Annotated in this window: 17 protein-coding genes; 11 read left to right on the plus strand and 6 right to left on the minus strand. The window is 67.4% G+C overall.

From position 1 onward, the window contains the following. Window positions 1-62 precede the first annotated feature (62 nt). The 5 genes from ACWZHB_RS27895 to ACWZHB_RS27915 all read left to right on the plus strand — a co-directional run bounded on the left by ACWZHB_RS27895 (window position 63) and on the right by ACWZHB_RS27915 (window position 4,583). On the plus strand, window positions 63-461 hold the full coding sequence (locus ACWZHB_RS27895; protein ID WP_427904747.1) for a helix-turn-helix domain-containing protein: 399 nt from the start codon (window positions 63-65) through the stop codon (window positions 459-461). A 134-nt stretch (window positions 462-595) separates the two neighbouring features. After that, entirely contained in the window at window positions 596-1,129 is a 534-nt protein-coding gene (locus tag ACWZHB_RS27900; RefSeq protein WP_427904748.1) for a hypothetical protein, read from the plus strand. A gap of 83 nt (window positions 1,130-1,212) precedes the next feature. Beyond that, on the plus strand, window positions 1,213-1,590 hold the full coding sequence (locus ACWZHB_RS27905) for a hypothetical protein (RefSeq protein ID WP_427909321.1): 378 nt from the start codon (window positions 1,213-1,215) through the stop codon (window positions 1,588-1,590). After that, window positions 1,587-2,744 carry a cation:proton antiporter gene (locus ACWZHB_RS27910; RefSeq protein WP_427904749.1) on the plus strand — a complete coding sequence of 386 codons (1,158 nt, stop codon included), beginning with the start codon at window positions 1,587-1,589 and terminating at the stop codon, window positions 2,742-2,744. Before ACWZHB_RS27905 ends, ACWZHB_RS27910 begins: the two co-directional genes overlap by 4 nt. A 141-nt stretch (window positions 2,745-2,885) precedes the next feature. Next, window positions 2,886-4,583: a cutinase family protein gene (locus tag ACWZHB_RS27915; protein ID WP_427904750.1), complete on the plus strand. Its 1,698-nt coding sequence runs from the start codon at window positions 2,886-2,888 to the stop codon at window positions 4,581-4,583. Window positions 4,584-4,659: 76 nt separating this feature from the next. Here ACWZHB_RS27915 and ACWZHB_RS27920 read toward each other — a convergent pair whose 3' ends face one another. Both ACWZHB_RS27920 and ACWZHB_RS27925 read right to left on the minus strand, forming a co-directional pair. After that, window positions 4,660-6,270: an alpha-L-fucosidase gene (locus ACWZHB_RS27920; RefSeq protein ID WP_427904751.1), complete on the minus strand. Its 1,611-nt coding sequence runs from the start codon at window positions 6,268-6,270 to the stop codon at window positions 4,660-4,662. A 104-nt stretch (window positions 6,271-6,374) separates the two neighbouring features. Continuing rightward, window positions 6,375-7,553 carry an MFS transporter gene (locus ACWZHB_RS27925; protein WP_427904752.1) on the minus strand — a complete coding sequence of 393 codons (1,179 nt, stop codon included), beginning with the start codon at window positions 7,551-7,553 and terminating at the stop codon, window positions 6,375-6,377. Window positions 7,554-7,658: 105 nt separating this feature from the next. Between ACWZHB_RS27925 and ACWZHB_RS27930 the strand changes: the two genes are divergently transcribed. The 5 genes from ACWZHB_RS27930 (at window position 7,659) to ACWZHB_RS27950 (ending at window position 13,439) form a co-directional block, all read left to right on the plus strand. Further along, on the plus strand, window positions 7,659-8,108 hold the full coding sequence (locus ACWZHB_RS27930; protein ID WP_427904753.1) for a MarR family winged helix-turn-helix transcriptional regulator: 450 nt from the start codon (window positions 7,659-7,661) through the stop codon (window positions 8,106-8,108). 67 nt (window positions 8,109-8,175) lie between these two features. Further along, window positions 8,176-9,093 carry a hypothetical protein gene (locus ACWZHB_RS27935; protein ID WP_427904754.1) on the plus strand — a complete coding sequence of 306 codons (918 nt, stop codon included), beginning with the start codon at window positions 8,176-8,178 and terminating at the stop codon, window positions 9,091-9,093. Window positions 9,094-9,300: 207 nt separating this feature from the next. Beyond that, on the plus strand, window positions 9,301-10,653 hold the full coding sequence (locus ACWZHB_RS27940) for a WS/DGAT/MGAT family O-acyltransferase (RefSeq protein ID WP_427904755.1): 1,353 nt from the start codon (window positions 9,301-9,303) through the stop codon (window positions 10,651-10,653). A gap of 109 nt (window positions 10,654-10,762) precedes the next feature. Next, window positions 10,763-11,881: an NAD(P)H-dependent flavin oxidoreductase gene (locus ACWZHB_RS27945; RefSeq protein ID WP_427904756.1), complete on the plus strand. Its 1,119-nt coding sequence runs from the start codon at window positions 10,763-10,765 to the stop codon at window positions 11,879-11,881. A 121-nt stretch (window positions 11,882-12,002) separates the two neighbouring features. Beyond that, entirely contained in the window at window positions 12,003-13,439 is a 1,437-nt protein-coding gene (locus tag ACWZHB_RS27950) for a threonine/serine exporter family protein (RefSeq protein WP_427904757.1), read from the plus strand. A gap of 23 nt (window positions 13,440-13,462) precedes the next feature. Here the strand turns inward: ACWZHB_RS27950 and ACWZHB_RS27955 are convergent, their stop codons facing one another. Both ACWZHB_RS27955 and ACWZHB_RS27960 read right to left on the minus strand, forming a co-directional pair. Next, window positions 13,463-14,236, minus strand: coding sequence for a GntR family transcriptional regulator (locus tag ACWZHB_RS27955; protein ID WP_427904758.1), 774 nt, complete (start codon window positions 14,234-14,236; stop codon window positions 13,463-13,465). 354 nt (window positions 14,237-14,590) lie between these two features. Further along, the gene (locus ACWZHB_RS27960) at window positions 14,591-16,963 is read right to left on the minus strand and encodes a lysylphosphatidylglycerol synthase domain-containing protein (protein ID WP_427904759.1); all 2,373 of its coding nucleotides are present in this window, start codon (window positions 16,961-16,963) and stop codon (window positions 14,591-14,593) included. Window positions 16,964-17,125: 162 nt separating this feature from the next. Between ACWZHB_RS27960 and ACWZHB_RS27965 the strand changes: the two genes are divergently transcribed. Continuing rightward, complete coding sequence (locus ACWZHB_RS27965) at window positions 17,126-18,052, plus strand: NAD-dependent epimerase/dehydratase family protein (RefSeq protein ID WP_427904760.1); 927 nt, start codon at window positions 17,126-17,128, stop codon at window positions 18,050-18,052. A gap of 52 nt (window positions 18,053-18,104) precedes the next feature. On the opposite strand, the gene ACWZHB_RS27970 is transcribed toward ACWZHB_RS27965, so the two are convergent. Continuing rightward, window positions 18,105-19,043 carry an MBL fold metallo-hydrolase gene (locus tag ACWZHB_RS27970; protein ID WP_427904761.1) on the minus strand — a complete coding sequence of 313 codons (939 nt, stop codon included), beginning with the start codon at window positions 19,041-19,043 and terminating at the stop codon, window positions 18,105-18,107. Window positions 19,044-19,195: 152 nt separating this feature from the next. Beyond that, window positions 19,196-19,588, minus strand: a complete 393-nt coding sequence (locus ACWZHB_RS27975) for an RNA-binding S4 domain-containing protein (protein WP_427904762.1) — start codon at window positions 19,586-19,588, stop codon at window positions 19,196-19,198. Between the last annotated feature and the right edge of the window lies 1 nt (window position 19,589).

Genomic DNA, 19,589 nt, shown 5'->3' on the forward strand with positions numbered 1-19,589 from the left:
GCAGCAGCTACGCTGATGGGCGCCCTGACCAGGTGAACGGCAGTTGAGGAGGAGGCGCCGAAATGACAGAAGCGCCGATCCGTATCGGTGAGCTGGCCAGTCGTGCCGAGGTATCGACGCGCACAGTCGACTACTACACCAGCCTCGGACTGCTGTCCCCCGCCGAACGAACCTCCGGGAACTTCCGGCTCTACTCACCAGCGGATGCCGAGCGGATCCAGCTCATCAAAAGCCTTGAAATGCAAGGTATCTCGCTCGAGGAGATCGCAGCGGCGCTCACCAACCATCCCGCGGATGTCGGCCCGATCCTCGAACGTATCGACGGCGATCTGAAATCCTTACAAGCCGTCGTCGAAACCGCACCCGCGGCGATGCAAGGATTGCTCGGCGTCATCGCCACCCGGGTCCACACGCTCATCTACATCGCACTCCAGATCCCCCCGGACATCCCCATCCTCTGAGCCCGACCTCGATGAGAATTCGTCGGAACAGAACTCACTGACCGAGCGGGGGCTGACGTTCGGCCGCGTCCGGGCCGATAGGCTCGGGCGAGGACCCGGCTGTGTCGCCGGAGCGGAGACAGATCGGAATCAGGGTGGGGAAAAGACCGGGGGTGCTGTACAACCCGATGGTGTTCGTGTACTGGGCGGTGTCGGTGATCGGCGCCGCGTTGTACGTCTCGTGGACGTTGCGTGTGGCGACCTTTGTCGCGCCCTCCTTGACCGACGAATCCGTGGGGTATGTCTTCGGCGTGCTGGGTGGGCTGTTGTTCGCGTTGATCACCTGGCCGTTCGTACTGATGTTGGTGTGGTGGGGCCGGCGGGCGTATTTGCGGAAGGTCGCTGTGCCGGTGCGCGCGACGGTCACCGAGGCCGGACATCGGGTGACGCACTCGTCCAATAACCCGTTCGCCACGCATCGGGTGCGTCTGAAGGTGATGTTCACGCATCCGGGCACCGGGGTGGAGCATTGGATGAAGAAGGAATACGCGATGTTCGAGTTCCGGCGATCCACCGCGAAAGAGCTGCTGCATCGGTTCCCGGAAGGCGCCGAATTGCCGATGTTGGTGCGCGGACGCGCCGCGGGGTTCGATCTGGCGTTGCGGCCACAGTGGGTCGACCTCTGGTGAATGCCCGCTGACCAGCCGACACTCAGAACGACCTCCCGGGAAATCGGTTGCGCGCGGCGGATGATGGGGCGATGGCTGAGCAGATCCTGCAGGTGAAGTGGAAGTCCGCGCCGGAAGATCATGACTATCCGGCGGCCGCTGATTATCTCGATCTGCTGGGCGACAAAACGGTGGTCGACGCGATCGTGGCCGAGCTCAGGGCCGCGCCGGTGGTGGTCAAGAAGGCGAAAGACATTCTGCGGGCTTCCCAGCTCGAAGCCCTTACCCCGGATAACCCGCATGTGCGCAAAGACCTGCTCAAGGTGAACGAGGGGAAGAAGCTCTCGCCGATTCTGTTGGTGCGGGGCGACTGCCGTAAGAACGTGCCGATGCTGATCGCCGATGGTTATCACCGCGTGTGCGCGCTGTACTGGGCCGACGAGAACGTCGAGATTCCGGCCAAGATCGCCGCGATGCCATGACGTTCGCGACCCTGGCGCTGGTGGTCGCGCTCGGGTTGATCGGGCCGCTGCTGGCTTTGCCGAAACAGTTGTATCTGCCGGTGTTGCTCGGCGAGCTGGTGGCGGGAATCATCTTCGGCACCACCGGTTTTCGCATCCTCGATCCCGCCGACCCGATCTTCGTGTTCCTCGCCGACATGGGTTTCGCGCTGGTGATGTTCGCCGCGGGGACGCATGTGCCGGTGCGTGATCCGCGGGTTCGCGGCGCGCTCGGCACCGGTGCGGCGCGGGCCGTGCTGGTCGGGGTGGTCGCGGCGGTGGCGGGCTGGGCGGTGGCGCAGGCGTTCGATCTCGGGAACGCGGCCGTGTACGCGGTGCTGATGGCGTCGTCGTCGGCGGCGATGGCGTTGCCGATGATCGACTCGATGCGATTGAGCGGGCCACCGGTGCTCGCGCTCACCGCGCAGGTGGCCATCGCCGACACCGCCTGCATCGTCGCCCTGCCGCTGGTGATCGATCCGGCGAACGCGGCCAGGGCGGCGATCGGCGCGGTGGTCGTGGCACTGTGCGCCGGCGTGATGTTCTTCGTCCTGCGCTATCTACAGAAGACAGGTGCGCAGCGGCAGGTGCACGAGGTGTCCGAGGAGCGGAAGTTCACGCTCGAGCTGCGGGTGAGTTTGGTGCTGGTGTTCGCGCTGTGCGGGGTGGCGAGCTCGATGCACGTGTCGATCATGCTCGGCGGGTTCGCGGCGGGGCTGGCGGTGGCGGGGGTCGGTGAGCCGCGGCGGGTGGCCAAGCAGGTGTTCGCGATCAGTGATGGGCTGCTCGCTCCGCTGTTCTTCGTCTGGCTCGGCGCCCGGCTCGATCTCCGGGAGCTCGGCGAGCATCCGCGGTTCATCTTGCTCGGGCTGGCGCTCGGCTTCGGCGCGGTGGGGGTGCATTGTGTGGCGCGCGTGCTCGGGCAGCCGGTGGCCTACGGTGCGCTGGCCGCCGCCCAGATCGGGGTGCCGGTCGCGGCCGTGACCGTCGGCAGTCAGCTGGGGGTGCTCGTGCCGGGTGAGGGCTCGGCGATCATGTTGGCGACGTTGTGCACGATCGCGGTGGCGACATTGGCGGCCGGGCGGCTCGCGGCGAAAGCGCCCACTCGGCCCGCTGATCAACCCGGCGCTCGATAGCGATGCCGCATCACCCCAGAAGTGGGGGCGAGGGTTCCTGTTCGCGGTAGTAACGATCTTGCTGGTGGGCACGACATTGTTCGTGACATGCGGCCCGTCGGGGGGCCTGCCCACCTGTAGGTCATTCGAACGGGATCACATATGAATCTGCGTGAGTTTCTTGCGAAACATCGCATCGCTTCGGCTGTTGCCGCGCCTGCGGCGTTGGGGGTTGCGGCGATTGTCGCCGCGTCGTTCGCGGTGACGTCACAGCCCGAGTCGCCCTCGTACACCCTGACGACCTCGGTGACCGAGTGCCGCGAGATGGTGACCATCTCGGTGGCAGGGCGCAACGACACCCCGGTCGAAGGCACGACGGCGATGCTGCTCGACGCCAACGGCAATCCGCTGCCCGCCGCGCTGTCGGGCGATCACAGCAGCGTGTGGGTCGATCCGGTGGTGAACGCACCCCGCGACGACCTCGCCGAGGGTGAGTACGCCGCGGTGTACATCGCCTACCCGGCCGATATGGGTACCTATGAGGACGCGGTCAACGCGGGAGTGGCGAACACCCAGCAGGTGATGCGCGAGATCTCGGCGGCCTGCCCGGACACCAAGTTCTCCATCGTGGGCTACAGCGAGGGCGCCGATGTGGTGCGTCGCGTGGCCGAGGGCATCGGCAACGACAACCCCGCCGACGGCTACGCGACGGTGAACCCGGACGATGTGCTGGGCGTGGTGATGTTCGCCGACCCAGGTCGAAAGGCCGGTGACGGCACCTTCCTCGGCGCCCAGGACCCCAACCGCCCGGACAACTTCGACCAGAACTACTCCAACGGCGGCAAGCCGATCTCGGGTCAGGGCATCACCACGGGCACCGATTTCGGCGCGCTCAACGGCAAGATCGCCTCGTTCTGTTCCGAAGGCGACCTCACCTGCGCGGCGCCGGAGAACATCTCGCTGCTGCAGCTGGCCGCGAATGTCGGTCGCCAGATCAACATCGACGAGCTGGAACGCGCCGACCTCGGGCGCAACGGCGTCGCGGGCATCACACCGGCGATGGGCCAGGACATGGCCTTCACGCTGGGCCGGATCGCGATGGCCGCGTTCGCCGATATCGGGTCGAACCCGAACTGGATGGCCAGCGACGAGACCTTCCTCGACGTGCTGCTGAAGGTCTCCGACCCGGACTACAAGCCGGGCCAGACCGCCGCGCCGGTCAACGCCGACGCGATCGCCGCGGAGCAGGTCTCCGGGCTGGCGTACCTGCCGCAGAAGATCTTCAACGAGATCGTCGGGCTGATCGTGACGAACCAGAACACGATCCCGGTGCTGATGAACGATCCGTACCAGCTCACCCTCGGCCCGAACGGCACCGGTCACCACTTCGACTACTGGCGTGACTCCGATGCCGCCAACGGCAAGCCGCTGACCTCGGCGGAGTACGCGGCGGCCTGGCTGACCAGCCTGGCCAAGCAGGCGCAGGCCGGCGAGACCGTCGATACCAAGGCCGCGCCGGATGACGCCGCGGTGACGGCCGCACTGGCGGCTCCGACCAAGCCCGCGACGACGACCACCGCGCCGCCGACCACGTCGAAGAAGTCGACCACGACCAGCGCCAAGTCGACCACCACGTCGAAGGCACCCACCACGACCCCGTCCACCACGGTGGTCCCGCCGACCACCACGCCGGAGCCGGCAACCAACCAGGCGGTCGCCCCCGCGCCGACCACCACGGTCGAACCGACCACGACCGTGGCGCCGACCACCACGGTCGCGCCGACCACCACCGTGGCTCCCACCACGACGGTCGCGCCGACCACCACTGTTGCCCCGACGACCACCCCGTCGGCCAACTAGTCACCAACCGCGAAATCCCCGGTGAGGCAACCGCCCCGCCGGGGATTCGCGCTATATCCGGCTCCCGCGGTGGGCGCTACGCCGCTCCGGTGATCTTGATGACCGGCGCGTACCGTCCGTCGAACGGTGCGCTGATCACGGTCTCCCCGGCACCTGATTCGACCGTGAAGGCGCCGGAAGAACCCAGCAGCGACCCCGTACCTCGCAGCTCGACAGCTTTCACGGTGATCGGAGCGCTGGGACGCCCGAGCACCGTGAGGTAGAGATCGGTGCCGCGGCGGGTGAACAGGACTCGGGTGCCGTCCTGGGTGACAGCCGAGGACATCCGCCACGGCCGCGTACCGTCGACAGCCTCACGATTCATCGTCAACCACGAACCCACCGACTCGATCCGATTCCGCTGCGGGACAACGATTTCTCCCGCACCACCACTCGGCCCGACATTGAGCAGGAACGTCCCGTTGTTGGCGGCCGCCTGCATCAGGTCACCGAGCAGACTTTCCACCGATGCGTAGTCGGCGTCGGTTTCCTGCCGGTTGTAGCCGAAGGAACCGCCGATCCCGCGGTCCTGCTGCCAGAACTTCTCCTGGATCGTGTCGTATCCCTCGTACTCGGGCGTGCGAAAGTCGCTGTGCGGCACCGATGGTGGCCTACTGGCCTGGTCTGCCACACCGGGCTGGTCGATGACCGCTTTCATGAAGAGGTCGAAACCGCCGCGCAACGGGGCCGCGCCCATGACCTGGCGGGTGTACGAAGCGGTGGTCCAGCGGTCGTCGACCACGCCTTCGGGCACCGTGTTGTAGTAATCGGCGAACAGTGCGTTGAGTCGCTGCTGCCCGGTGGGCCAGGCGATGTCGTTCCAGAGGATGTCGGGCCGGTAGCGCTGAATCAGTTCGCGCACTTGGGCTTCCGCGTAATCGGCGTAGTCGCGTCCGTACGGCAGGTAGGCGTAGTCGCCGAGGGTGTAGACCGGCGCGGGCTGGAAGGTCCAGTCGACGCCACCGGAGTAATAGAGCCCGAACTTCATGCCACGAGCGCGAACGGCGGCGGCCAGTTCACCGACGAGGTCGCGCTCGGAATGGAAGTCTGGTGCGTGCGGATTGGGCACACTCGATGGCCACAGGCTGTATCCGTCAGCGTATTTGGCGGTGAACACCACATAGGAGGCGCCGGCCGCGCGGAATTGGTCGGCCCAGGCCCGCGGGTTCCAGTCGGCGAGTTCGGTTTCGAAGCGGTCGGCGATATCGGCATAGGTGGCGTCGCCGTAGGTTTCGCGGTGGAAGGCGGCCGCCGGCGAGCCGGGGTCCTTGATCTGGTTGGCGTAGTCCTCGGCATAAGGACCGCGGGTCATGGCGTGGTCGTAGTCGTCCTGGAGCATCTGCACGAAGGTGCGGCCCTTGGGCGCGAAACCCGGGACGGAATAGGGACCCCAGTGCACCATGATCCCGAAGGCGGCGTCCTGGAACCAGGTGGGCAGCGGATGGCTACGAAGTGAGTCGAGATCGGCGGTGTAGGGACCGGTGGTTGTCATCACGGCCTCGGCGTCATCGGTCCGCGTCCACCACCAGGTCCCGATCCCGAAGATCGCCCCCGCGAGCAGCACCGCCGTCACCCCGACCACCACGCCGCGAATCACCCACCGGCCGATCCGACGCGGCAGCGAGGTGGACGGCCTGTGGGTCCGCATACCTCCACGGTAGGCCCGTGCCCGCCCGGCAACCGCTGCCGCGCCGAGAACCGCACGCGAAGTGCGCGATTACGCCGCTCGTCGGCCGGGCGAGCCGTCTGAATCTAGACCGCGACAGGTTCCGGTACGGCAGGCTCGAGAGCGCGCTCGCCGCGCGTAGCCGCGATCAGCACCACCAGACCGGTCACCGCGAATCCCATGCCGACCCACAGCGGCGACACCCAGCCGAACCCGGCGCTGATCGCGAGTCCGGACAGCCACACGCCGAGGAAATTGCCGACGTTGAAGGCCGCGATGTTGGCCGACGACGCGAGAGTCGGTGCGGTACCGGCATTGTCGAGCACCCGCATCTGCAGGCCCGGGGTCGCGCCGAACCCGAAGAAGCCCATGGCGGGCAGGAGCAGCAGCGCCGCGATCTTGTAGTCGGCGAGCAGCGCGAACGCCGCCAGGGAGAGCGCGAGGGCGAGCGTCAGGGCGAGCAGGGTGCGGGTGAGGGCGCGGTCGGCCCAGCGGCCGCCGAGCAGATTGCCGAAGAACAGGCCGACGCCGAACAGCACCAGCAGCCAGGGCACCATGGCTTCGGAGAAGCCGGTGACGCGGGTGAGCAGCGGCTCGATGTACATGAACGCGCCGAACATGCCACCGAACACCAGCACGGTCATCATCAGCGAGTACCAGACCTGGGTGTTGCGGAAGACCGACAGCTCGGCCCGCAGGTTCGGGCGTTCGCGGGCGGCCGGCGCGTCGGGGACCAGCGCGGTGATGCCTGCCAGCGCGGCCAGCCCGACGACGGTGATCACCACGAACGTGGCCCGCCAGCCCCACTGCTGGCCGATGAAGGTCCCGAGCGGAACGCCGAGCACATTCGCGATGGTGAGCCCGCCGAACATGATCGAAATCGCGCCGGCCTTCTTCTCCGGCGCGACGAGCGAGGACGCGAGCACGGCCCCGATGCCGAAGAACGCACCGTGCGCGAGCGCCGCGAGCACCCGCCCGCCGAGCAGCGCGGCATAGCCGGGAGCCAGCGCCGAGGCCGCGTTGCCGACGGTGAACAGCACCATGAGCAGCTGCAACGCACGCTTGGGCGGCCAGCGGTTGACGAGCGGAGTCAGGGCGAGCGCACCGACGACGACGGCCAGGGCGTACCCGGAGATCAGGTAGCCGGCGGTGGGCACGGAGACGCCGAGGTCGGCAGCCACCGGGGAGAGCAGTCCCGCGATGACGAATTCGGTGAGTCCAATGCCGAAGCCCCCGAGCGCGAGAGCGATGAGACCGAGTGGCATGTGAGCGCTTCTTCCTTCAGAGGCCGATTACCCGCGTGTGCAACTAACGCTATCCGACGTTAATTGCACACGCGCTATATTGCAACCGCCAGCTATACTCGTCACATGGGTATTGCTGATGACGCCGTCGAGGTGCGGGCGACCGGCTGGCGCACCCTGGCCGCGCTGCACGGGCACATCGAGACCGCGCTCGAACGCGAACTGGTGCGCGCACACGAACTGTCGATCGTCGAGTTCACCGTGCTCGACGCGCTGGCCCGCCAGGACGGTTGGCACATGCGGATCTCCCAGCTGGCCCGCGCCGCCGCACTGTCGGCGAGCGCGACCACCCGACTGGTCAATCGACTCGAAGACCGCGCCTTCCTGGTGCGCGTTTTGTGCGCCGACGATCGCCGCGGCATCTACACCGAGCTCACCGACACCGGCCGCGCCGCCTACGAGACGGCGAAACCGACCCACGATCGAGCCCTCGAAAAAGCGCTCGCCGACGCCGAACAGATCCCGGAACTGGCACCACTCGTCGGTTTTCTGCACCGGGTTCCGGCCCCGAGCTGACACGCGACATCGATACCAACGCGCCGATCATGGTGACTGTTGCGGACACCGGTGCAATGATCGCTGGGTGACTCAGTGGCTCCCACTCCTCGGCTCGCTCCCCGTCGCCGGCGCAGTTCTGGTCGGCGTCATCGCCAACAACCGAACCCACCGTGAAGGAATCGCGGCCGCGGACGAGCGCGGCAGGCAGGCTCTCGACGCCGCGCAGCGCAATGTCGAGCTGTCGAATATGGTGGGCGACCAGCGCGATCACGAGGCGTGGCGCCGCGAGGCGGTGCTCGCCGCGGTCGCCTCGATCCTGGAGACCTCGGCCTCGGTGCGCGCCGATCTCACCACCTGCGGTGAATGGGATCTGGTCACCGCCGACGAGATCGACAGCGTCAGCGCGCAGATCCACAAGGTCATCTGGGATCGCCCCGGCGGCATGCTGACTCGCCTGCGGGTGGTGGCGCATCGCCGGATTCCCAACAAGTGCGAAGACCTGCTTCGCACGCTCACGGCCGCCCAGCACATCACGATGCAGCGGCTGAAGCTGCACATCGACGTGGAGGCCACCGTCGAGGAGCTGGAGGAGATGGCGTCGCTGTGGCAGAAGGCGATGCGCCACGCGGCCGAGCAGGAGCGGGCGCTGGTCGAGACGACGCGGATCGAACTCGGGATCGAGATCGCCTCGAAAGGCGTCGGTGTAGATCCTGTTCCGGTGCCGCAGCCGATGGTGGCCGAAACTCGTTCGGAAGAAGTCGAATTCGAGGAAGTCACCTCCGAACCTGTTCAGGCCCAGGAGTCGGCCGAACCTCAGCAGTCCACCGAGCCGCAGCAAGTGGCCCAGCAGCAGCCGTCAGCCGAGCCCCAGCAGTCCGCTCAGACCCAGCAGTCCGCCGAGCCGCAGCAGTCCGCCGAGGTGCAGCACGTGAACGAGGCACCGCAGGAAGACGATCCGCGCGACGCCGTCGACCCGCGCGAAGCCCAGACCGTCAAAGTCTGACCGCAGCACGAAGAACAGGCCGCCGTGTCTGATCGACGCGAACATCCGGCGAACACCATGACGTGGGTCATGGTCCGACCGTTCATGTGACGCGGCCCGCGACAGGCGGGTAACTTGGGAATACGGCACGCAGGGGTGCCGTACCCGACAGCGTGGTCGATCCATCGAAAACACTCACGATCCACTCTCGTCAGGGGGCGATCTGTCATGGATCTCATCGCGCCGTTGGATGCGCTGTTCTTGCTCGCCGAATCTCGTGAACACCCGATGCACGTGGGCTCACTGCAGTTGTTCGAACCGCCGGAAGACGCCGGCCCCGAATACCTGCGCGAGTTCCGCGACACCTTGTTGGCCGACAAGACCGTTCGGCCCACCTTCAGCAAGCGACCCGCCACCTGGCTGGGCGCACCGCAGATGGCCTGGACCCAGGACGACGACGTCGACCTGGACTATCACGTCCAGCGCAGCGCCCTGCCCGGACCGGGCAATCTCGGCCAGCTGCTCGACCACGCGTCGACCCTGCACAGCGCGTTGCTCGACCGGCACCGCCCGATGTGGGAGCTGCATTTCGTCGAGGGCATGGCCGACGGCCGTTTCGCCCTCTATTCGAAGATGCATCACGCCCTGGTCGACGGCGTCTCGGCCCAGCGCCTCATGCGCCGCACGCTGACCACCGACCCCTTCTCGACCGAGCTGATGCGGCCGTGGAATCTGCCGCGCAAACTCGGCCCGGCACGCCCCGGCAAGTCCCGGCTCGGCGGGCTGATCGACACCGTCACCTCGGCACGTACGTCGACCACCGCACTGATCAAGGCGGCCCGCACCGGCCTGCTGCAGCAGCAGCTCACCCTGCCGTTCGAGGCCCCGCGCACGCCGTTCAACGTGCCGATCGGTGGTGCCCGCAAGTGCGCGGTGCGCAGCTGGTCGATGGATCGGATCAAGCAGGTGAAGAAGGCGACGGGCGCCACCGTCAACGATGTGGTGCTGGCGATGTCGGCGGGGGCGCTGCGGGCTTATCTGCTGGAGCACAACGCTTTACCGGACAAGCCGATGATCGCGCTGGTGCCGATGTCGTTGCGCGAGGAAGACGATGTCGACACCCAGGGTGTGAAAATCGCCGCGCTGCTGTGCAACCTGGGTACCGATGTCGCCGATCCGCTGGAACGCCTTCGAGTGGTGAGTGATTCGACGCGCCGGAACAAAGAGGTGTACCGCTCGCTCACGCCGACGCAGACCCTCGCCATGGCCGGGGTGATGCTGAGTCCGATGGCGGCGATGCTGCTGCCGGGATTCGCCACGGTGGCGACGCCGCCGTTCAATATCGTCATCTCGAATGTGCCCGGTGCGCGGGAGCCGCTGTACTGGAACGGCTCGCGCCTCGATGCCACCTATCCGCTGTCTATCCCGCTCGACGGGCAGGCGGTGAACATCACGCTCACCTCCAGTGGCGACAGCCTCGATTTCGGGCTGGTCGGCTGCCGCCGCACACTGCCCGACCTGCATCGACTGCTCGATCACCTCGAGGATTCGCTGGCCGCGCTGGAGGACGCCGCCTTGTAGAAATTGGACGGCAATCTCGTCCAGGATTGATCTCGGCAGGCCTGGACGAACTGCCGTACAAGTTTCCTCTGAGCATTTTCGATCAAACTAGAACGTGTTACAGTTCGGTATGCGTACCGAATTCTGCGAACAGCTCGGCATCGAGTTCCCCATCTTCGCCTTCACCCACTGCCGCGATGTCGTGGCGGCAGTGAGCAACGCGGGCGGATTGGGGGTACTCGGCGCGGTCGGCTTCACCGCCGAACAGCTCGAGGTGGAGCTGGCCTGGCTCGACGAACACGTCACCGGGATCTACGGCGTCGACCTGGTGATCCCGTCGAAATACGAGGGCAAGGGCGTAGACGGGCTCACCCCCGAACAGCTGGAAAAGCAACTGGCGCAGATGGTTCCGCAGGGCCATCGCGACTTCGCCCAGCAGATCCTCACCGACCACAACGTGCCGGCGCTGCCCGACGGTGAGCACCACAACGAGCTGCTCGGCTGGACCGCCACCACCGCGGGCCCGCAGGTCGACGTGATCCTGAACCACCCCAAAGCCAAGCTCGTCGCCAACGCGCTCGGTACCCCACCCGAGGATGTCGTCAAGCGCATCCAGGATTCCGGCCGGGTGATCGGCGCGCTGTGCGGTTCGGTCAAGCACGCGATGAACCACAAGGCGGCGGGCCTGGACTTCGTGGTGTGCCAGGGCACCGAGGGTGGCGGGCACTGCGGCGAGGTGTCCTCGCTGGTGCTGTGGCCGCAGGTGATCGACGCGATCGGCGATACGCCGGTGCTGGCCGCCGGTGGTATCGGCAACGGCGCGCAGGTCGCGGCCGCGCTGGCGATGGGCGCGGCGGGCGCGTGGACCGGCTCGCTGTGGCTCACCGTCGAGGAGGCCAATGTGCCGCCCGCCCAGATGGACACCTACCTCGAGGCGACCAGCCACGACACCATCCGCTCGCGGTCCTGGACCGGCAAGCCGTGCCGCATGCTGCGCAACGACTGGACCGACGCCTGGGAGTCCACCGAGACCCCCGACCCGCTGCCGATGCCGCTGCAGATGATGGTGGCCCTCGACGGCGTCAAGCGCGGACACCGCTACCCGGAGGCCGCCAAGGACGTGAACTTCAACCCGGTCGGCCAGGTGGTCGGCATGATGAACAAGGTCGAACGCAGCGCCGACGTGGTCAACCGTCTGGTCGAGGAGTACGTCACCGCCTCCGACCGCCTCACCAAGCTCAACAGCTGAGCTGGTTGCTCGGTCCATTTGATTGTGCGGAGGAGCCACTACACTCGGCGTATCTGACCTGCGGGGCGGTGTACAACACACCGTCCCGCGGCATTGCCCAACGGTTGCGGACGGCGGTGACATGGCTTCGGAGGAACGCGCGAGCAAGACCTGGCGGGTCACCAGGTACCGAGTCACCCACGCCATCGCCAAGATGCGCGCGGAGTACGGCAAGAGTCCGCCCCGGTCCACCGAGCACACACCGCCCGTCGACCCGCCGGTACCCGCCGATCTGCTGAATCTGCTGTGCCGGCTCGGGGTGGCGCTGGTCGGCGCCGGCGAGACGTCCGCGCGGGTGCAGACCCTGCTCGACAAGCTGTCGAGGCGCTACGGCACCGACAATATCCACTTCATGGTGCTGCCCACCGCCGTGTTCGTCCGGGTCCGCACCGACAACACCTCCTTTATCGACATGCTCGACGCGCGTGTCGGCACCCTGCCACTGGACCAGATCGACGGCCTCTACCGGCTCATCGACCGGATCGAGCAGGATGCGCCGCCGCCGAGCCAGGCGTCCGACGACCTCGACACAATCCTGACCCAGAAACCCGGCAGTCCGCCGTGGCTGATCCTGCTCGGACAGGTCGTGCTGACCGTCGGCATCGGCATGATGCTCAACCCGGGCGCGCGGGCGCTGGTCGGCTATGTGGTGCTCGGTCTGGTCGTCGGCGCCCTCACCCAGCTCGCCGACAAGGTGAAGCTGCTGTCGATGGCGTTGCCGGTGGTCGCCTCGGCGGTGGTGGCGCTGCTGGCGTACGGCTTTCCCGGAGCGCTCGCCGGTGGGCAGCCGCAGCAATTGCTGATTCCCGCGGTCGCGACGCTGCTACCCGGCGCGATGCTCACCAACGGCACCATCGAACTGGCGACCGGGTCGATGGTGGCCGGTGCCAGCCGGGTCGTCTACGGCATCAACATGCTGTTCCTGCTCGCGCTGGGTTCCTATGTGGGGATCAGTCTGCTCGGGCCGCTGTCCGACCCACCGGTGAGTAGTGCCCAATTGGGTTGGTGGGCACCGATACTCGGGGTGCTGCTGATCGGGTACGGGCATTCATGGCGGTCGAGCGCGCCGCAGAACACGGTGGGCTGGCTGCTGCTGGTCCTCTACATCACCTTCGCGGCCCAGCTGTTCGGCAAGCATGTGTCCGGCCCGCTGACGGGCGCGTTCTTCGGTGGCATCGTCGCCGTGAACGCGGCGTATCTGATCCAGGGCCGCAAACACGCGCCGCCGACGCAGGTGGCGTTCCTGCCCGCGTTCTGGATGCTGGTGCCCGGCGGCATCAGCCTCACCGGGATCTCCGACCTGGTCACACACTCCCTCTCGGGGGTGGCGAGCGGCGGGCTCGAGGTGCTGGTATCGGCACTGCTCTCAGTGATGTCGATCGCGCTGGGTGTGATGGTCGGATCGGGCCTCGCGACCGCGCACACTCCGCGGGTCAGCACGATCATCGACACGGTGGTGCCACGTCATCTGCCGTGGCACCATGCGACGCGCGCCGAGAAATCCGACTCAGACAGCTAGCCGGTTCTGGCCGCTGGTCAGTTTCAGATGGCAGAGCTGAGTGGCACGGTGTGGATGGGCGTCTCGCCGACGAGTTGACCGAAGCGCGCGATCACCTTCTCGTGGTACAGCGCGAACAGATCCCCGAACAGCGCTAGCTGGGCCTCGCTCGGCGCGGATTCGGCGTCCCACACCGCGAGCAACGCCCGCCAGACGAGCACGTGCAGATCGGGCGCGACGGCGAAGTAGGCGTCGACCGCCTCCGGCACCTCGACGACCATATCGGCGATCGAATTCAGTACCGCGCGTTGCATACTCATCTCGAGCACGCCGAGCAGCTTGCGTACCAGTGCGATCTCGGCGGCGATGATGCGCGCGTGATCGGGCACGGCGTCGCGGGCCATCGCCTCGAGTTCGTCGACGGCGGCGGCGAGCTCGGCCGAGTCGAGTACCTTCTCCCCCGCGGTGTAGGCGAGCAGCGCCTCGCCGACGATGCCGCGCTCCACCTCGACGATGTCGGTGAACATCTCGGCGGCGACAGCGGGCGCGGTGATCGAGAACCGGAACAGGTGCCGGTAGACGTCCATGCCGCCCTCGACCCGGACATCGCGGATGGTGAAGCCCTTGCCCCGCCTGGCCTCGACGAATCCGTAGGACTCGAGTCTGCCCAGGATGAGCTGGGCGGTGGCGCGGTTCATCCCGAACTCGTCGGCGACCTGGCGTACCGATGGCATCAGCTCGCCGGGCCGGTACTCGCCGGTGGCTACCCGGCGTGCCAACTCATCGGCGACGTCGGCGACCACCGTCCGGGATCCCATCGAAACAACACCTCTCGGTCATGAACCGGCTACGTCCCAGACAGTTTAGGTGGTGGGGCCGACACCCGCACGCACCAGCGGTGCTGTGGGCCGGTTCACGTCACACAGCCGTTCACTGCCTGGAACCGACCGAACAGCCTCTTCGGCAAGTAATCGGCAATTCAGCGGACGCCGAGGCACGCCCGAGGTCGACCGGCGGAAATCCCCGAGAAGCCCGCGCATCTGGATCAGACAGCATTGCGCGACACCGTGATTGAATACGCACGCAACGGGGCAGCTAAACATCTTGGGGAAAATGGTGAGAACCGCCCGGCTCGCCGCGAGCGCGGTCGCCGTGATCGCGGTGCGCGCGAGCTAGATCATGTCCTTCTTGTCCAGCCAGCGCATGACGGGCCAGCCCAAACCGACGGGGATCCAGCAGGTCAGGACGCGGTAGAGCAGTACCGCGGGGACCGCGATCTCGGCCGGGACGCCGAAGGCCGCGAGACCACCGATCAGCGCCGCTTCGACCGCGCCGACGCCACCGGGTGTCGGCGCGGCCGAAGCCAGCGTGCCGCCGATCATCGTGACGATGGTGACGGCCACGAAATCCGTTCCGCCACCGAAGGCTTCGACACTCGTCCACAACGCCAGCGCCTGCCCGAGCGTGATCGCGCCGCAGCCGCCGACGATCACCAGGAATCGCTTCGGGTCCTTGGCGAGGTCGACGAGTTCGCCAAGCACTTCCGTGACCTGCGGGCGGATCGAATGATTCACCCAGCGCCGCAACGTCGGCACGAACATGAACGCGCCGATCAGTCCGACGCCGACACCGGCGATCAGGTACAGCACGGTCGCGTCGGGCACGATGTGTGCCAGGTTGGTCGACGTGCCCGCCACCACGCTGAACACCACGAGCAGCACCAGGTGGGTGAGCACCTGCATCGACTGCTGCATCGCCACCGCGGCCGTCGCGCGCAGCGTCGACATGCCCGCCTTCTGCAGGAACCGCACGCTCAGCGCCAGCCCGCCGACACCGGCGGGGGTGGTCGTCGCCACGAAGGTGTTGGCCAGCTGCTCCACCACCAGGTAGCGCATCCTGATCAGCCCGTCCGCGCAGGCGCCGAGCGCGGCGGCGGCACCGATGTAGGTGAGCCCCGAGACCGCGAGGCCGGCCAGCGCCCACCACCAGTTGATCGTGCGCAGCTGACTGAAGAACGTCGGCACCTGGCTGATGAACGGATAGGCCACATAGACGAGCGCGACCAGCAGGACGAGCTGGATGATCTGGTTGCGGGAGAAGCGGGTGATCTGCTCGGACTGGATGCGGTCGTGGCCGGTCTGCCTGCGCACCTCCTCGCGGGCGGTGGCCATCACTTTCGTCCACTGCGGCACCGACTTTCGAATGCCGATCGACATGGCCGATTTCGTCAGCCGCCGGGCCGCGTGGGCGACGACGTCCTCGCCGAGCACCTCGATCGCGGCCGAGACTGCCTCGTGTTTGCCGTAGAGCGAGGTGGTGGTCACCAGCAGCTGGGCGATATCGGTCTGGCACTGTGCCTCGGCGGTCCCGAATTCAGCGGCCGCGAAACCACCGAACAGCGTGTCGCCCTGACTGACTCGCACGAAGCCGGGTTGCAGATCGCCAAGGCTGATCTGGTTCTCGTGCAGGCGATGCAGCGACCGCCACACCCCCGGCAGCACCTGCGCCGACAGCGTGGCGATCGGCGTGCCGCGAGGCATGGTGTGCGCGTACAGCATCCAGCCGCGACTCAGGCCCGCCACCGCGACCTGGTGGCTGTCGGCCATACCGAGGTCCCCGATCGCGATGCCGAGCAGCGCTCGATGTTCCACCGCCCGGTGCATCGATCCGTGCAGCGGCGCGGTTTCGCTGGAGCGGAACGTGATCCAGCGCCACACCTGCCGGATCGCGCCGAAGCTGCGCTGGTTCTTGCCGTACAGCTCGACGACGATCTCGTCTTCGGGCCCGTCGACCTCGGTGGCGAGCAGCAGCGGTCCGCGTCCGGCCGGGCGATCGACCCGGAAAGCATGCACCGTGTAGCCGCGCCCCGCGAGCACCCGGACCGCGGCGTCGAGCGGCACCTCGAGCGCGGGCGTGCCGACCAGCCAGACGATCACCGCACCGACGAGCCAGCCGACCACCAGGCCGAGCATCGCCCGCGCGGGCACCACCGAGCTCACCGCCAGGTGAATCGGTGCGAACATCAGCAGCAGGAACCACATCCAGCGCCGTGTCCGCGTCGGCAACCACGGACTCGACACGGTGAGCATGGCCGCGAGCATCGCGATCCAGCGTGGGTCGTCGAGGAATTGCGACAGGAAGGTGTCGAACCGGTCCGGGACCGGCAGGTGCCATTTCGGGGTGGAGATGCCGGTGCCGGTGATCGACAGGGCCAGCACGGCGAGCAGGCCCGCCGCCCCGTACCCGAACAGCAGTTTCCACTGCCTGCGCAGCACGAGTTCGATGAAGATGGCGAACGGCAGTGCCAGGATGAGCAATCCGTAGATCAGATAGACCATGGTCGACTGGTCCTGGCTGAGGAAGTCGACGATATTGGCGACCGAACGTTCCAGCGCCAGCCACTCCGGTCGGGTGATCAGCGAGCCCGCGATCACGATGGCAACGCCCAGCGCCGCCAGCACCACCCGGACGATGTCACTGGTACGCCGGATCAGCGGTTGCAGGAGTTTCCCCGTGACCGGGATATCCCGACCGTCGACTCGCATGAGCCGCACGATACACACCGACACGCCGCAGACCCGCCGTGACATCACCCAACCGGCACGGTCGTTCCCGCGTGCGGTGAAGCCGATCACAGGCCGTCACAAACACCGGCGTCACCCCGTCCAGGAAGTAGGGAAACACCCACTCAGCCGGAAGGAACGATCATGCAGGTTCTGCTCGCAGGCGCCACCGGCGCCATCGGCCGCCCTCTGATCCGCGCGTTGACCGCGAACGGGCACGCGGTCTCGGCGCTCGTCCGCGATCCGAGCGCGCACCCGCTCGTCCGCGAACTCGGTGCCGTGCCGATCACGGCCGATGTACTCGACCGCGACGGGCTGCTGCGCGCGGTGGAGGGCACTCGCGCCGACGCCGTGATCCACCAGGCCACCGCCCTGCGCAATGCGAAGGTGCAGCGCCGGATTCCGGCCGACGATCCGACCAGCTTGCTGCGCACGGTCGGCACGGCCAACCTGCTCGATGCCGCGGAGCGGGTGGGTGCAGGGCGATTCGTCACGCAGTCGCTGATCCTCGGCTACGGGTACCACGATCACGGTGACCGGCTCATCACCGAACGCGATCGGTTCGGCGTGTACGACGGTGGGGTGGCCGACGAGGTGGTGCGCGCGTGCGTCACCGGCGAGAGCCAGGCGTTCGAGGCACCCGGGGTCGAGGCCATCGCGATGCGGTACGGGCTCTTCTACGGGCCAGGCGCGTTCAGCGATCTGTTCGCGGACATGATGCGTAAGCACAGTCCGGTCGGGCCGCTCGGTTCCGGTGGCGTCAATACCTGGGTCCATGTCGATGACGCGGCCGCCGCGACCGTCGCCGCGCTGGAACGCGGCATACCCGGCCGCGCCTACAACATCGCCGACGACAACCCGATCACCTGGCGGGAGTTCTTCACCGAGGTGGCGCGCAGCCAGCACACGCCGCGTCCGATTCGCTTGCCGGCGTGGATGATTCGACTGGCCGTTCCCTATATCGGTGCGCTCATGTCGGACACCTCGATACGGATCTCGAGTCAGCTCGCGCACGATGAATTAGGTTGGCGTCCACAGTATTCCAGCGTTTCCGCGGGGCTCGCCGCCTAGCGGGTCGACGCGATCGGAGCCACGGCGGAGCTCGAGGATGCCGTACGCCGGTTCAGTGCGCCCTGGCCACGACGGCGGCGCGGTCGTGGCCGGGGATCACTTCGATCTCGGCGGGCAGGGCATGCAGGCGGTGGATCGTCTCGAAGGCCTTGTCGCGGTCGGCGTCGACGAATTCGCCGGGGATCGGGGCCTTTTCGCGTAGGAGGTCGATTTGCAGGGTGCTCCAGACCGCGTCGCCGGCGAGCAGCACCCGGGAGCCGTCGTCGACCGCGAGGAGAACGCCGACACTGCCGGGCGTATGACCGGCCAGGTCGACGATCAGCACGGAGCCGTCGCCGAAGAGATCGTGACTGCGGTCGAAGGTGAGAACCGGCGGGCCGTCGAGTTCGTAGAGGTCGAAGGCACGTCCGCGCAGGGGACCGCGGGCGACGCCGAGCGGGACGTGCGAACCGCCCATCGCCCAGTGGTATTCGACGGCGGGCACCCGGATCGGAACCAAGCCGGGCAGCTCGTACAGGCCGGAGACGTGATCCCAGTGCAGATGGGTCGGCAGCACGAAGTCGATGTCGTTGCCGGTGAGGTCGTGGGCGGCCAGCACCTCGGTCAGCGGGTGCACCGGATCGTCGGGAGCCACCAGCTGCGATACCAGGAACGGCAGTTCGGGCAGCACCCGCTCGTGCACGCCCGCGCAGATCGCCGGGTCGACGAGGAAGGTGGCGTCGGGGTGGCGGATCAGGAAGCTCGACATGGTCAGCTGCGTTGACCGCAGCGTGCGCACGCCCTCGGCGACGATCGCGGTCGGCGCGCACAGATCCGCCTGCACGAGCGCGGTCAGCCCGACCGTGTTGTGCGCGGGCGGAACAGCAGCGGACTCGAGCCCGTCGAGGAAAATCTTGTTCGCCCCGCGCGGCCAGAGCAGCCGCGGGCCCGTCGCGGCAACAGCGACACAGCAGGCGAGAACAGTCGATAACATAGTCGTGCGCTCACCCATACCTGTCACCGTAGGCGATCCCCCACACCCCGACCACCGGACCAGGTCGAGCCACTCGACTGCAGACTCCGCTCGCGCTAACGCATGACAACATCCGGCGACCTTCCGGCTATCGGCCCGACAGCGGGCGCTGGCGTCGGTCTACGGTGGGCTCAGTCGGTGCGGCCCATCAGCCGATCCGTCTCACGCCGTTCACGTTTTGTGGGCCGACCGGCGCCACGCTCCCGTTGCGGCAGCGTCGCTAGAACTTCCTTCGGCGGCGGTGGTGGGCTGCGGTCGATCAGACACTGGGCGGCGACCGGTGGGCCGACCCGCTTGTGGATGATCCGTTCGACCACCACGATGCGCTCGATACCCGCATGCCGGACCCTGATCTCGTCACCGGGGCGAACGGTCAGCGCCGGTTTCGCGGTCACCCCATTAACGCGCACATGCCCGGCGCGACAGGCTTCTGCCGCGGCCGAGCGTGTTTTGAACAGGCGCACTGCCCAGGTCCAGGCGTCTACCCGGGCCTGGGTTTCGGAGCGCTGCTGCGCGGGGGCCACC

It is taken from the genome of Nocardia sp. FBN12 (assembly GCF_054031145.1).

Coding starts and splice junctions, on each gene's coding strand:
- ACWZHB_RS27910 (WP_427904749.1), top strand. CDS start 1,587: ATGACGTTCGCGACCCTGGCGCTGGTGGTCGCGCTCGGGTTGATCGGG.
- ACWZHB_RS27965 (WP_427904760.1), top strand. CDS start 17,126: ATGCAGGTTCTGCTCGCAGGCGCCACCGGCGCCATCGGCCGCCCTCTG.
- ACWZHB_RS27895 (WP_427904747.1), top strand. CDS start 63: ATGACAGAAGCGCCGATCCGTATCGGTGAGCTGGCCAGTCGTGCCGAG.
- ACWZHB_RS27945 (WP_427904756.1), top strand. CDS start 10,763: ATGCGTACCGAATTCTGCGAACAGCTCGGCATCGAGTTCCCCATCTTC.
- ACWZHB_RS27970 (WP_427904761.1), bottom strand. CDS start 19,043: ATGGGTGAGCGCACGACTATGTTATCGACTGTTCTCGCCTGCTGTGTC.
- ACWZHB_RS27940 (WP_427904755.1), top strand. CDS start 9,301: ATGGATCTCATCGCGCCGTTGGATGCGCTGTTCTTGCTCGCCGAATCT.
- ACWZHB_RS27920 (WP_427904751.1), bottom strand. CDS start 6,270: ATGCGGACCCACAGGCCGTCCACCTCGCTGCCGCGTCGGATCGGCCGG.
- ACWZHB_RS27960 (WP_427904759.1), bottom strand. CDS start 16,963: ATGCGAGTCGACGGTCGGGATATCCCGGTCACGGGGAAACTCCTGCAA.
- ACWZHB_RS27930 (WP_427904753.1), top strand. CDS start 7,659: ATGGGTATTGCTGATGACGCCGTCGAGGTGCGGGCGACCGGCTGGCGC.
- ACWZHB_RS27925 (WP_427904752.1), bottom strand. CDS start 7,553: ATGCCACTCGGTCTCATCGCTCTCGCGCTCGGGGGCTTCGGCATTGGA.
- ACWZHB_RS27915 (WP_427904750.1), top strand. CDS start 2,886: ATGAATCTGCGTGAGTTTCTTGCGAAACATCGCATCGCTTCGGCTGTT.
- ACWZHB_RS27955 (WP_427904758.1), bottom strand. CDS start 14,236: ATGGGATCCCGGACGGTGGTCGCCGACGTCGCCGATGAGTTGGCACGC.
- ACWZHB_RS27950 (WP_427904757.1), top strand. CDS start 12,003: ATGGCTTCGGAGGAACGCGCGAGCAAGACCTGGCGGGTCACCAGGTAC.